Here is a 13,789-nt window from a genome sequence, read left to right as displayed (position 1 = left end):
GCGCGACGACAGGCATCGAGGGTTTTCCCCGATGCACGCGCGTGTCGATTAACACTGCGATGCATCGTCGTAGAGATGTATCCAGTTTCCCACGTCAAAGGAGAACCCAACATGACTACCGGCACCATCCGACTTCACCGTGTCTTGCGCACGACGCCCGAACGCCTCTATCGCGCGTTCCTGGAACCCGATGCGATCGCAAGGTGGCTTCCGCCGTATGGCTTCACCTGTCAGGTCCATCATATGGATGCACGCCAGGGCGGAACTCACAAGATGTCGTTTCGCAATTTCGGCACGGGCAACGCTCATTCGTTCGGCGGCGAGTATCTCGAACTGGTGCCCTTCGAAAGGATCCGCTACACGGACCGCTTCGATGACCCGAACCTGCCCGGAGAGATGCAGGTCACCGTCTCGTTGCGGCAGGTGTCGTGCGGAACGGAACTGAGCATCGTGCAGGAGGGCGTGCCCGAAGTCATTCCGGTGGAGATGTGCTATCTCGGCTGGCAGGAGTCGCTGGTGCAACTGGCAAGGCTCGTCGAGCCCGAGATTCCCGACTGACGACGACTGCGATCGATCGGCTAAGATACTGCGCCCCGCATCATCAATTCATAACGTGGAGTGCTTTCCGTGATCCAGCCGAGCAGCGTATTCAAGGACAACCTGGCCCAGATGCCCGCCATCGATGGCATCGAGCGTATCGATCTGGTCGACGGCAAGGGCGAAGTGGTCGCGAGCATCGAAAACAAGCCGGGCAAGCAGGGCTCGCTCGCGGTCTACAACTATCTGAAGCAGACGTTCGGCACGCTCGACGCGAAGGCCGCGGAGCACGGTCTCGCCGTGTTCGCCGAACATACCGCCGATGCGCGCAATCGTCCGGGCGCGCATCCGAATGTCGATCGCCTGCTCGCGGTCGCCGATGGCGGCGAAGCGCTGCGTATCGACGTGATTCTGGCGAAGTAAAAATCAGGCCCGTTCCGCCATCGACGGAACGGGCCGTCACGCGAATCAGACGCGCAACTCGACGCGCTTGATGTCCTTCACGATCACGAGATAACTGAACACCGTGATCAGCGCATTGATGCCGACGAACGCCAGCGCGCCGTTGAACGAACCCGACTGCGCGACGAGATAGCCGATCACGATCGGCGTCACGATGCCCGCGACATTGCCGAACATATTGAAGATCGATCCCGAAAGCCCGATGGCTTCCTTCGGCGACGTATCCGCGACCACCGCCCAGCCCAGCGCGCCGATGCCCTTGCCGAAGAACGCGAGCGACATCAACGCGACCACGACCCAGTCCGTATCGACATAATTGCAGCCGATGATGCACGACGACAGCAGCATGCCGCCGACGATCGGCGCCTTGCGCGCCAGCGTGAGCGAGCATCCGCGCCGGATGAGGCCATCGGAGATGACGCCGCCGAGCACGCCGCCCGTGAAACCGCAGATGGCCGGCAGCGAGGCGACGAAGCCCGCCTGCAGGATCGTCATGTGGCGCGCCTGCACGAGATAGATCGGGAACCACGTCAGGAAGAAGTACGTGAGCACGTTGATGCAGTACTGCGCGAGATACACGCCGAGCAGCATGCGGTTCGTGAGCAACTGCTTCACGACCGGCCAGCCCACGCTGTTCGATGCCGCCGTCGATGCACCGCCCGCGCGCCGGTGACCGCGCACGAGACCGCCGCCTTCCTCGATGTACTCCAGTTCCTGCCTGTTCACGCGCGGATGGTCCGCCGGGTTCTTCATCACGGAGAGCCACGTGAGCGCGAGCACCAGACCCGCGATGCCCATCACGATATACACCTGATGCCAGCCGAACGCGTGCGTGAGCCACGCCATCAGCGGCGTGAAGATGACCGCCGCGAAATACTGCGCGGAATTGAAGATCGCCGATGCCGTGCCGCGTTCCTTCGTCGGGAACCAGCTCGCGACGACCTTCGCATTGGCCGGGAACGCGGGCGCTTCCGCCGCGCCCATCGCGAAACGCAGCACGAACAGCGCCGTCACGGCGGTCGCCGCGCTGCCGAGCAGGCCGATGGAGCTTTGCAGCAACGTGAAAAGCGACCACAGGAAGATGCTCGCCGCGTACACGCGCCGCGCGCCGAAGCGATCGAGCAGCCAGCCCGCGGGCATTTGCGAGAGCACATACGCCCAGCTGAAGGCCGAGAAGATGTAACCCATGCGGATCGCATCGAAACCGAATTCGGCGCGCATCGCCGAGCCGGTCACGGACAGCGTCGCGCGGTCCGCGTAGTTGAACGTCGTGATCACGAAGATCAGCAACAGAATGAGATAGCGCACGCGGGTGCGCTTCATGACGTCCGCGGGATTCGCGGTGCGGCTCAGCGACATGGACTTCCCCTTCATTTCGATCGTGCCGATGCACGGAGGGCCGCATGTGCGGCCCTCATGTGCGAAGCGGTTTCCGCGCTTCGCTTGTCTCCTGCGTGCCGCTTACTGCGCGCCGAGCTTCTTGATCAGCGCGTCGAGCTGTTCGAGCTCTTCTTCGGTCAGATCGGTCAGCGGCGCGCGCACCGGACCCGCGTCGTGGCCGACGAGCTTCGCGCCCGCCTTGACGATCGACACGGCATAACCCGCCTTGCGGTTACGGATCTTCAGGTACGGCAGGAAGAAATCGTCGATCAGGCGGCCGGTGGTCGCATGGTCTTCGGCGGCGATCGCGCGGTAGAACTCCATCGCCGTCTTCGGGATGAAGTTGAACACCGCCGACGAGTACACCGGCACGCCCAGCGCCTTGTAGGCGGCTGCGTAGACTTCGGCCGTCGGCAGGCCGCCGAGGTACGAGAAACGCTCGCCGAGACGGCGGCGGATCGTCACCATGTTTTCGATTTCGCCGACGCCGTCCTTGAAGCCGATCAGGTTCGGGCAGCTATCCGCCAGTTGCTCCAGCATGTCGGCGTTGAGCTTCGAGTTTGCGCGGTTGTAGATGATCACGCCCATGTTCGGCACGGCCTTGCACACTTCCTCGGCGTGGGCGCGGATGCCGTCCTGCGACGCTTCGGTCAGATAGTGCGGCATCAGCAGCACGCCTTGCGCGCCTTGCTTCTCGGCTTCCTGCGCGAACGCGATGGCCGTGCGGGTCGGGCCGCCCGCGCCCGCGAGGATCGGCACCTTGCCGCGGCACACTTCGGTGGCCGTCTTCACGATCTGCGAATATTCGGGTTGCGTCAGCGAGAAGAACTCGCCCGTGCCGCCCGCGACGAACAACGCTGAAGCACCGTACGGAGCGAGCCATTCGAGGCGTTCCGCGTAGGTGTCCGCGCGGAAGTTGCCTTGCTGGTCGAAGTCCGTCACGGGGAAGGAGAGCAGGCCTTCGGAAACGATTTGCTTCAGTTCTTGCGGTGTCGTCATGATGTGAGTGTCTCGTTGGTCAGCGACCGGCGATTGCCGAGCTTATAGGTCATCGTACAACATGAGATGACATCGGACAACTGTTTTAAACCAATAGAATCAACGGATACGGGTAAATACTAGCCAAATGTGACCGGCTATGTTGTAGGATGACATAACTCCAGCCGCAGCCGCGCGGTGCGTTCGCTCAAGGATTCGTCAGAATGAACCAGTCCCCTCTCTATATTCGCGTCCACCCGGACGACAACGTCGCGATCGTCGTCAATGACGGCGGGCTCGGCGAAGGCGCCGCCTTCTCCGATGGCCTCGTGCTGCGCGAGCGCGTGCCGCAGGGCCACAAGGTCGCGCTGAAGGATCTCGCGGAAGGCGACGCGGTGATGCGCTACAACGTGGTGATCGGCTACGCGACCAAAGCGCTACCGAAGGGAAGCTGGGTGAACGAGCACGTGACGCGCATGCCGGCGTCGCCCGAACTGCACGACCTGCCCATCGCGACGATCAAGGCGCCTGACGAGTCGCCGCTGGAAGGCTTCACGTTCGAGGGTTATCGCAACGCGGACGGCTCGGTCGGCACGCGCAATATTCTCGCGATCACGACGACTGTGCAGTGCGTCGCCGATGTCGTGCAGCATGCGGTCACGCGCATCAAGGCCGAATTGCTGCCGCAATATCCGAATGTCGATGACGTCGTGAGCCTCGGCCACACGTACGGCTGCGGCGTGGCGATCGACGCCCCCGACGCGATGGTGCCGATCCGCACCGTGCGCAACATCGCGCTGAATCCGAACTTCGGCGGCGAAGTGATGATGGTGAGTCTCGGCTGCGAGAAGCTGCAGCCCGAGCGCCTGATGCCGCCGGGCACCATTCCGATCGCGGCAGCATCGGCGCAGATTGAAGACGTGGCCGATATCGGCGACAACACGCATGACGACAACGGCGGCGCGGTCGTGCTGCAGGACGAGGCGCACGTCGGCTTCGGATCGATGATCGATTCCATCATGCGCATGGCCGATACGCATCTGAGGCGGCTGAACAATCGCCGTCGCGAGACGTGTCCGGCGGCGGATCTCGTCGTCGGCGTGCAATGCGGCGGCAGCGATGCATTCTCCGGTCTGACGGCGAACCCGGCGGTCGGCTTCGCGACGGACCTCATCGTGCGCGCGGGCGGGACGGTGATGTTCTCGGAAGTCACGGAAGTGCGCGACGGCGTCGCGCAACTCACGGCGCGCGCGGCGAACGGCGAAGTGGCGCAGGCGATCATTCGCGAGATGCAGTGGTACGACGATTATCTGAAGCGCGGCGGCGCGGACCGCAGCGCGAACACGACGCCGGGCAACAAGAAGGGCGGGCTGTCGAACATCGTCGAGAAGGCGATGGGGTCGATCGTCAAGTCGGGCAGTTCGGCGATTTCAGGCGTGCTGTCGCCGGGCGAGAAGGTGAAGCAGAAGGGTTTGATTTACGCGTCGACGCCCGCGAGCGATTTCATCTGCGGCACGCTGCAACTGGCGTCGGGCATCAATCTGCATGTGTTCACGACGGGGCGCGGCACGCCTTATAGCCTCGCGGAAGTGCCGGTGCTCAAGGTCGCGACGCGTTCGGATCTCGCGCGCCGCTGGCACGATCTGATGGACGTGAACGCGGGCACCATCGCGACGGGCGAAGCGACCATCGCCGATGTGGGCTGGGAGTTGTTCCGGTTGATGCTGGATGTCGCGAGCGGGAAGAAGCAGACGAAGGCCGAGGCGCTCAAGCTGCATAACGCGCTCGTGTTGTTCAATCCGGCGCCGGTGACGTGATCATCGGAGCACGCGTCGCAGCGATGGTCGGCCTGGCGTGCCGTCGAGGCCGATTCACCGCATGCGCTCCAGCTCGTTTACAACGCGCTCAAGAACCTCATTCCAGTTCCCGCGTTCCTTCTGCGTGAAGATGCGCACGCTCGGATACCACGGACTGTCGTCGCGGTTGCGCAGCCATCGCCAGCAGCCGGCGAAGCGATTCAGAAGCCACACCGGCTTGCCCATCGCAGCGGCGAGATGAACGACGGATGTGTCGACCGAGATGACGAGATCGAGACTTGCGATGAGCGCGGCCGTGTCGGCAAAGTCCTTCATCTCGTCCATCCAGTCGATGACCTTTGCGCGTTGCTCAGGCTTGAGACGCTTCTCGTCGTTCTCCGGCTTTTGCAGGCTCACCCAGCACGCATGAGGCCAGTCGATGAGTGGATTCAGTTGGTCCGGGAAGATAGTTCTCATACGATCGGAAGGCAAATCCGAGTGTCCGCCCGCCCATACGAGTCCGATGCGAGGCAACGATGGGCCTCCGAGCTGTTTCAGGCGAGATGCGAATCGCTGCGTGGCGCGGCGATCGGCCCACGAATAGGGAATCACGGCGGGTATCGTTTCGAGAGCGGTCCGGAAGGCCATCGGCATCGACATGAGGGGGATGTGCCAATCCCATTCCCAGAAGTCCTTCGGTACCTCTTCGAACAGAACCAGATTTGACCAGCGCGTACCCAGCGACTGAGCGATCAACCGGTGTAACGGCCGAGGACAGACGAGTCCGACTCTGGCGAACCGCTCCAGGACCATCGGAAGGTAGCGACAGAACTGCAATGTGTCGCCTAACCCTTGCTCGGCAGTCACGAGCAGATGCTGACCGCTGCTATTCTCGAACGCTCCTTCCCACTCTCGAATGGGTATCGCCGGTTTCGAGGTCATGTACTCCCCCGACGGAAACACCGTGATTGCCCAGCGATGCTCGAAGTGAGGCCACGCCTCTTCTAAGCGGCCCGCAGATAGCAAGGCGAGGCTCAGAACCGCGCCCCTTGCGGGAATATTTGGATCGAGCCTTACAGCATGTTCAAGATGTTCGATTGCCGCGTCGACCTGATCCAGACTTCGCAGGATGCATCCGAGGTTGTGGTGCGCGGCGCCATGATCGGGCGTCAGGCTGATTACGTTCCGAAACGCTTCCGCCGCTTCTTCGTAGTCTTCAGTGTGCTGCAGCGCTTGTCCCAGACAATCGAACAGCGCCGATACTGTCATCGGCGTCGTTTCTTCGGTCGACAAAGCAAACCCCGCGCGCGCCTCCGTTGCGGCGCGTTCGAATTCGCCGCAGCTTAAGAGTGCGAAAGACAGGGCCATATAAGACTCGGGACTGGGGAGGATGTGCGTGAGTTCCTCAAAACATGTCTTGGCTTCTCCGTCGCGCTTCAACTCGTGCGCGATCATCCCTTTAAGCAGTAGTGCGAGGCCGCGCTCCTCGATACCGATGCACTGTGCGACGCACAAGTCGATGTGCGCCATTGCCACTTGCCACGATTTCTTCTGAACCGCGTCAACAGACCGCATGTAGTGGTCGCGACTATCTTCACTGAAACAATCTAAAACGCTCATACATTGACAGGTCGCGGGGGTGATATGGAGTCGCGACATCGCGCGCCGGATACCGCGAATTTTAGGCAATATTCACGAAGTAAGTGTGGTAAACAGCCGCAATGCAGCCGAAATTCAGTGTTGCGCCGCTTCCTCCTGTCTGTGAACCAAGATGCAGCTCGCCGCATGGCACGATGGAGCCGATCCAGCCAATGACATCCCGCCCCACCTCGTCCGAACTGTCCTCGGCGCTTTGGATTCCACGTAGAAGTTCAGCGGTTTTAAATCCGTTCGTCGCGGTTCCGCGTCATCTGGCGGGGAATCGCGGCGAAAGAAAGTACTGCCCGACTTGCTGAGACCTCCTATTATTTAACGGTTGAGATCTCCCCGAAAATCGCGGCGCTTCAACTCATTTAAGACTTGCTCAAGCACCTCACTCCAGTTCCCGCGTTCCTTTTGCGTGAAAATACGCATCGTCGGATACCACGGACTGTCGTCGCGGTTGCGCAGCCATCGCCAGCAGCCGGCGAAGCGATTTAGCAGCCACACCGGTTTGCCCATCGCAGCGGCGAGATGAGCGACGGAGGTATCGACCGAGATGACGAGATCGAGACTTGCGATGAGCGCGGCCGTGTCGGCGAAGTCCTTCATCTCGTCCATCCAGTCGATGACCTTTGCGCGTTGCTCAGGCTTGAGACGCTTCTCGTCGTTCTCCGGCTTTTGCAGGCTCACCCAGCACGCATGAGGCCAGTCGATGAGCGGATTCAGTTGGTCCGGGGGAATGCTTCTCCATTGATCGACACCCAGGCCCGCGTGTCCGCCCGCCCATACCAGTCCGATCCGAGGCAACGATGGGCATCCGAGCTTTTTCAAACGAGGTATGAATCGCTGCGTGGCGCGTGGCTCCGCCGACAAATAGGGAAGCGTCGCGGGTATGGTTTCCAGGTTGGTCCGGAACGCCATGGGCATCGACATCAGCAGAATATACGAATCCCACTCCCAGAATTCCTTCGGTTCGTCGTCGAGCAAGACCAGGTTAGGCCAGTGTCTACCCAGCGAGTGTGCGAGCAACCGCCGCAATGGCTTCGGGCATACGAAGCCTACCTTGGCGAACCGTTCCAATACCATTGGAAGGTAGCGACAAAACTGCAATGTGTCGCCGAGACCTTGCTCGGCAACCACGAGCAAGTGCTGATCGCTGGTATTGTCGAACGTTCCCTCCCACCGTCGAATTGGCAAAGCCGGTCTTGATGTCATGCGCTGCCTTGACGTGGATAGCAAGCTTACCCAACGATGCTCGAAATGAGGCCACGCTTCTACGAATCGACTTGCCGACAATAACGCATAGGCCAGATTCGACCGCTTCATGAGATCATTTGGATTAAGGTTCAGCGCTTGCTCATAGTGTTCGATTGCCGCGTCAATCTGATCGTGAAAGTGCAGGATGTATCCAAGGTTGTGGTGCGCGGCGCTATGCCCGGGCATCAAGCTGATCACCTTCCGATACGCCTCGGCCGCTTCTTCATATTTTCGATCGTGTCGCAGCGCATCGCCCAGGTTATTGAACAGCAATGTTGCTTCCGCAGGGGATATCTGCCCGGTCGACAATGCGAGTCCCGCACGCGCCTGCGTCGCGGCGCGTTCGAATTCGCCACAGCGTCTGAGTGCTTCGGACAAGAGTGAATAAGACGTGGGACTTGGGAGGATCTGCGTGGCTTCCTCGAAGCATGCCGCCGCTTCCGCGTTGCGCTTCATCTCCCGCGCGATGATTCCCTTGAGCAATAAGGCCTGACTGCGCTCTTCAATTTCGATGCAGTGCGAAAGGCACGCATCCACGTGCGCCATCGCAGAATCCCACGCTTGCTTCTGGTATGCCTCGACGGAGCGTGTGTAGTGCATACGACTATGTTCATTGAAACGATCTAGAACGCTCATACATTGACAAGTCGCGGGGGTGATCTGGAGTCGCGACATCGCGCGCCGGGTACCGCGAATTTTAGGCAATATTCACGAAGTAAGTGTGGTAAACAGCCGCAATGCATCCGAAATTCAGTGTTGCGCCGCTTCCCTCTGTCCGTGAATCAGGATGCATCTCGCCGCATGGCACGATGGAGCCGATCCAGCCAATGACATCCCGCCCCACCTCGTCCCGACCATCCCCCATCCCTCGCACCATCTGGGCGCTGGGCTTCGTCAGCCTGTTCATGGATCTGTCGTCCGAACTTGTGCACGCTTTGCTGCCGATCTACCTCGTCACCAGCATGGGGATGAGCGTCGCCGCGCTCGGCGCGCTCGAAGGCGCAGCCGAAGCGACCGCAATGATCGTGAAAGTCTTTTCCGGATCGTTGAGCGACTGGCTCGGACGCCGCAAGGAACTGCTGCTTTTCGGCTACGGTCTCGCCGCATTGACGAAGCCGCTGTTCCCGCTCGCCGATACCCCCGCGATGGTCGTGACGGCGCGTCTCATCGACCGCTTCGGCAAGGGCATCCGTGGCGCGCCGCGCGATGCGCTCGTCGCGGATATCGCGCCGCCTGCCATTCGCGGCGCGTGCTTCGGCCTGCGGCAATCGATGGACACCATCGGCGCGTTCGCCGGACCGCTCGCCGCGATCGTGCTGATGCTGGCGTTCTCCGATCACATCCGCACGGTGCTGTGGTTCGCGACGGTGCCGGCGTTCATCGCCATCGTCATCATTCTGTTCGGTGTTCGGGAGCCCGAACGTACTCCCGTGAAAGGCGCATTCCGCACGCCGCTGCACTGGCGGTCGATGCGCGAATTTTCCGGGCGCTACTGGTATGTCGTCGGCATCGGCGCGACGTTCACGCTCGCGCGGTTCAGCGAGGCGTTTCTGGTGCTGCGCGCCCAGCAAACCGGACTCGACATCGCCTGGATTCCCGGTGTGATGGTGGTGATGAGCCTCACGTATTCGCTGAGCGCATATCCCGCCGGCGTGTTGTCGGACCGCTGGGACCGGCGCGCGCTGCTCGCCTTCGGCCTCGTTCTCCTGATCGCAGCCGACGTGCTGCTCGGCGCGGGCTCATCGATGCTCATGCTGTTCGCCGGCGTCGCCGTCTGGGGGCTTCACATGGGCTTCACGCAGGGCATTCTCGCGGCGATGGTCGCCGAATCCGCGCCGCCGTCGCTGCGCGGCACCGCATTCGGCGTGTTCAATCTCGCGAGCGGCGTCTGCATGCTGCTGTCGAGCGCGGTCGCAGGCTGGCTCTGAGATCGCAGCGGCGCGCCGGCGACGTTCTTCGCAGGCGCGGCCATCGCCGTGATACCGCTCGTCATGTGCGTGCTCGCGCCGCGCTCCGAATGACGCGTCAGGCCGCGTAACGCGCAGCCGGCGTGTCCGTGGACAACTCGGGCGCCATCGCCTGCCGCGCGGCTTCGTATGCATCCCACTTCGCGCCGTCGTGCAGCGATGGAATCGTCACGAACTCGCCGCGATCGAAGCCGACGAGCGCCGCATCGACCATATCGCCCGCGGACATGACGATCGCCTTGTCGAGATTCTCCAGCGGCAGGCCGCCCGTTTCCCAGAAGTCGGTGGCCGTCGCGCCCGGCAGCACCGCCTGAACATGCACGCCCTTGTCCGCCAGTTCGCGCTTCAGCGACTGGCTGAACGCGAGCACGAACGCCTTGGTGCCGCCATACACGCCGTTGAGTATCTCCGGCGCGATGCTGACGATCGACGCGATATTGATGACCGCGCCCTTGCCCCGCGCAACGAAGCCGGGCACCGCCGCATAAGTGAGGCGCGTGAGCGCGGTCACGTTCAGATCGATCATGCGCGTCATCGCATCGACGTCGCTGTCGAGCAAGGGCGTATGCGTGCCGATGCCCGCGTTGTTCACGAGCAGCGTGATGCTCGCGTCTTCCTTCAGCTTCGCTTCGACGGCGGCGAGGGCGTCGCGGTCGTTCAGGTCGGCATCGAGAATTTCGACGCTGCGGCGCGTCTCGTTCGTGATTCGCCCGGCGAGCGTCGCGAGGCGATCGCGATTGCGGGCGACCAGAATCAGGTCGTAGCCGCGCCTCGCGAGGCGCTCCGCATAAACCGCGCCGATGCCGGAAGACGCGCCCGTGACGAGCGCCGTGCCGAGGTGTGTCTGCGTCATGATTTCACTCCGTCAGAAAACTGGTTGAGATTGCGTGAGTGAATTCTGAGCCTGTTTGACGGTGGCGCAAATGACGTATAAGGTACGGATTCAGGACATCGGACGGACAAACGGACATGCATCGCGTCGGCTATTTGTTGAGCGAAGGCTTTCAGGTGATGGCGCTCGCGTCGCAATCGGTGTTCGAGTACGCGAACATCACCGCGGGCGAAGCGTTCTACCGCATCGAAAATCATTCGACCACAGGCGGCGAAGTGCGCTCGTCGCTCGGCATGAAGATCGACACGCGGCCGGTCAGCCCGCGCATCGCCGTGGACACGTGGATCGCGGCGGGCGTCAACGATCCGCTCGACACGCCGACGCCCGCCGACATGCTCGCGTTCCTGCGACGGTCGGCCGGGCGCGCGCGGCGCATCGCGGGCATCTGTACGGGCGGCTTCGTGCTGGCCGAAGCGGGCCTGCTCGCAAACCGGCGCGCGACCACGCACTGGGCCTACGCGCGCGAGATGCAGCAGCGTTTTCCGGATGTGCGCGTGGAAGAAGACCGCATTTTCATCGTCGATGGTCCGGTCTGGACCTCGGCGGGCATGACGGCCGGCCTCGATCTCGCGCTCGCGATGGTCGAAAAGGATCTCGGCGCGGAGATCGCGCGCTCGGTCGCGCACAAGCTCGTGATGCATCAGCGGCGCGCGGGTGGCCAGTCGCAGCATTCGGAGATGCTGGATCTCGCGCCGAAGTCGGATCGCATCCAGAACGCGCTGAACTTCGCCCGCAAGAACCTCAACCGGCCATTGACGGTCGAGGAACTCGCGGGCGAGGCGCATCTGAGCCCGCGTCAGTTCAGCCGCGTGTTCGCGCTGGAGACGGGGCAGTCGCCGGCGAAGGCGGTCGAGGGCTTGCGGCTGGAAGCGGCGCGCCTTCTGATCGAAAAAAGCCGCCATTCGCTCGAAACGATCGCGCAGGAAACGGGTTTCAGGGACCGGCGGCACATGCGCGAGGCCTTCATGCGCGGCTTCGGCGTGCCGCCGCAGGAAGTGCGGCGCGAGGCGCGGACGGAGGGCTGATGCGCCGCTTATTCATGCACTACAACGTCGAGGACAAGCCGTGTTGAAGATCGACCCCGAGCGCCTGCTAGGCGACCTCAAACATCTGCGCACGTTCGGCGCGACGGGGCCGGGCGTCGTGCGCCTGTCGCTGTCGCCGGTCGATATGGCCGCGCGCCGCTGGCTCGCTGCTCGCATGAGCGACGCGGGCCTCAACGCATCGATCGATGGCGTCGGCACCGTGTTCGGCCGCTCGCGCAACGCGGGTCCGTCGCTGCTGATCGGCTCGCACACCGACACGCAGCCGACGGGCGGCTGGCTCGACGGCGCGCTCGGCGTCGTCTACGGTCTGGAGATCGCACGCGCGCTCGCCGAATGTGACGAGACGCGCCATTTCGCGGTGGACGTCGCATCGTGGATCGACGAGGAAGGCACGTTCTCGGGCTTTCTCGGCAGCCGCAGTTTCGTCGGCGAAAACGTCGATGAAGCCGTGCGCGGCGCGCGCAATCGCGATGGCCTGCTGCTCGGCGATGCGCTCGAGCAGGCGGGACTCGCGCAAGCCGCGCGCGTGCGCATCGACAAAACGCGGCACAAGGCGTATCTGGAGCCGCACATCGAGCAGGGCGGGCGGCTGGAGGCGCACGGCAAGTCGATCGGCGTGGTGACGACGATCGTCGGCATACGTGAGCTGAAGCTACATTTCACCGGCCAGCGCAATCATGCCGGCACGACGCCGATGTCGATTCGCCGCGATGCGGGCGCGGCGCTCGTCGCGTTCATCGCACGCATGGACGAAGCGTTCCGCCAGCTCGCCGATGCCGATACCGTGTGGACGGTCGGGCGCATCGAGCTCGATCCGGGCTCGTTCAGCGTGGTGCCCGGCGCGGCGGATCTCTATCTGCAATTCCGCGACGCCAGCGCCGCGCGTCTGCACGCGATGGAAGCCGCGCTCGCCGCGCTGATCCGCGACTTCAACGCCGAAGGCCGGGCGAGCGTCGTCATGACGGACAGCGAGCCGCCCGAAGAACCCGTGACGATGGACACCGCATTGCAGACGCATCTCGCGAACGCGGCCGAAGCGCTCGCGCCGGGCCAGTGGGAGCGCATGCCGAGCGGCGCGTCACACGATGCGCAGGTCATCGCGCATCATGTGCCGGCGTGCATGCTGTTCGTGCCGAGCATCGGCGGCGTCAGTCACGACTTCATCGAAGATACGGCCGAGGCGCATATCGTGCTCGGCTGCGAAGTGGCGGCGAGAGCGGCGGCGGATATTCTGCGGGACCTCCTCAGCCGATCTCCGCGATGAACCGCTCGGCATCGCGCCATACGCCGAATCCCGACGCCGGGTTCATGTGCCCGACCTTGCCGAGATCGACGAGCCGCGCGCCCCAGTCGCGCGCCATGCCCTCGACGCGCTCGAAACGCGCAAGAGGATCGTCCTGGCTCGCCGCGACGACGCACGGAAACGGCAGGCGCTCGCGCGGACTCGGAAGCCATCCGTTCGCACGAAGCTCATCGAGCGTCGGATAGCCTTCGTGCAGCGGCGCATCGAAATCGGGCGGCGTGACGAGCAGCGCGCCCTGAATCTCGCGGCGCTGGCGCTGCGCCCAGTGCACCGTGATCATCACGCCCGCGCTATGCGCGACGAGCACGACCGGCCCCGTGATATGCGACAGCTCCGCGTCGAGCGCGGCGACGCGCGCGCTGCGATCGAGCTTGTCGCGTTGCAGCGGCGGCACGGTGCGCACGTTCGGATGCGCCTTCGCGAAATGCGTCTGCCAGTGATCCTCGACGTGATCGCGCAGGCCAGGAACCATGAGAATCGTCGGCGCGTTCGGTGATGCGTTCATGCGATGAATATCCTTGTCGGTCACG

General features: G+C 63.1%; 11 protein-coding genes and 1 pseudogene. 6 read left to right on the top strand and 6 right to left on the bottom strand.

Annotation, left to right across the window (positions count from 1 at the left end):
* The first annotated feature begins 111 nt into the window (after positions 1-111).
* Positions 112-558, top strand: coding sequence for an SRPBCC family protein (locus ACEN42_RS28965; protein WP_187603976.1), 447 nt, complete (start codon positions 112-114; stop codon positions 556-558).
* Positions 559-627: 69 nt separating this feature from the next.
* On the top strand, positions 628-960 hold the full coding sequence (locus ACEN42_RS28960) for a DUF2322 family protein (RefSeq protein WP_371883903.1): 333 nt from the start codon (positions 628-630) through the stop codon (positions 958-960).
* Positions 961-1,005: 45 nt separating this feature from the next.
* Here the strand turns inward: ACEN42_RS28960 and ACEN42_RS28955 are convergent, their stop codons facing one another.
* Entirely contained in the window at positions 1,006-2,358 is a 1,353-nt protein-coding gene (locus tag ACEN42_RS28955) for an MFS transporter (protein WP_035501289.1), read from the bottom strand.
* A gap of 102 nt (positions 2,359-2,460) precedes the next feature.
* Entirely contained in the window at positions 2,461-3,378 is a 918-nt protein-coding gene (gene kdgD, locus ACEN42_RS28950; RefSeq protein ID WP_250485564.1) for a 5-dehydro-4-deoxyglucarate dehydratase, read from the bottom strand.
* Positions 3,379-3,581: 203 nt separating this feature from the next.
* Here kdgD and garD point away from each other — a divergent pair, with 203 nt between their 5' ends.
* Positions 3,582-5,174 carry a galactarate dehydratase gene (garD, locus tag ACEN42_RS28945; RefSeq protein ID WP_371883902.1) on the top strand — a complete coding sequence of 531 codons (1,593 nt, stop codon included), beginning with the start codon at positions 3,582-3,584 and terminating at the stop codon, positions 5,172-5,174.
* Between the two features lie 54 nt (positions 5,175-5,228).
* On the opposite strand, the gene ACEN42_RS28940 is transcribed toward garD, so the two are convergent.
* A complete protein-coding gene (locus tag ACEN42_RS28940; RefSeq protein ID WP_371883901.1) occupies positions 5,229-6,683 on the bottom strand; it encodes a tetratricopeptide repeat protein in 1,455 nt (484 codons plus the stop codon).
* Between the two features lie 438 nt (positions 6,684-7,121).
* A complete protein-coding gene (locus ACEN42_RS28935; protein WP_371883900.1) occupies positions 7,122-8,597 on the bottom strand; it encodes a tetratricopeptide repeat protein in 1,476 nt (491 codons plus the stop codon).
* 281 nt (positions 8,598-8,878) lie between these two features.
* On the opposite strand from ACEN42_RS28935, the pseudogene ACEN42_RS28930 reads away from it, so the two are divergent.
* Positions 8,879-10,072, top strand: a pseudogene (locus ACEN42_RS28930) (MFS transporter).
* A 4-nt stretch (positions 10,073-10,076) separates the two neighbouring features.
* Here ACEN42_RS28930 and ACEN42_RS28925 read toward each other — a convergent pair.
* Entirely contained in the window at positions 10,077-10,871 is a 795-nt protein-coding gene (locus ACEN42_RS28925; protein WP_238211075.1) for an SDR family oxidoreductase, read from the bottom strand.
* A gap of 116 nt (positions 10,872-10,987) precedes the next feature.
* Here ACEN42_RS28925 and ACEN42_RS28920 point away from each other — a divergent pair, with 116 nt between their 5' ends.
* Positions 10,988-11,935, top strand: coding sequence for a GlxA family transcriptional regulator (locus tag ACEN42_RS28920; protein ID WP_371883899.1), 948 nt, complete (start codon positions 10,988-10,990; stop codon positions 11,933-11,935).
* A 40-nt stretch (positions 11,936-11,975) separates the two neighbouring features.
* Positions 11,976-13,220, top strand: a complete 1,245-nt coding sequence (locus ACEN42_RS28915) for a Zn-dependent hydrolase (protein ID WP_371883898.1) — start codon at positions 11,976-11,978, stop codon at positions 13,218-13,220.
* On the opposite strand, the gene ACEN42_RS28910 is transcribed toward ACEN42_RS28915, so the two are convergent.
* On the bottom strand, positions 13,201-13,764 hold the full coding sequence (locus ACEN42_RS28910) for an RBBP9/YdeN family alpha/beta hydrolase (RefSeq protein ID WP_371883897.1): 564 nt from the start codon (positions 13,762-13,764) through the stop codon (positions 13,201-13,203). The two genes, ACEN42_RS28915 and ACEN42_RS28910, sit on opposite strands and share 20 nt — an antisense overlap.
* Positions 13,765-13,789: the final 25 nt, after the last annotated feature.

Source organism: Caballeronia sp. S22 (assembly GCF_964261745.1).
Classification (GTDB): Bacteria; Pseudomonadota; Gammaproteobacteria; order Burkholderiales; family Burkholderiaceae; genus Caballeronia; species Caballeronia jiangsuensis.
This window is presented reverse-complemented; position numbering and strand designations above follow the sequence as displayed.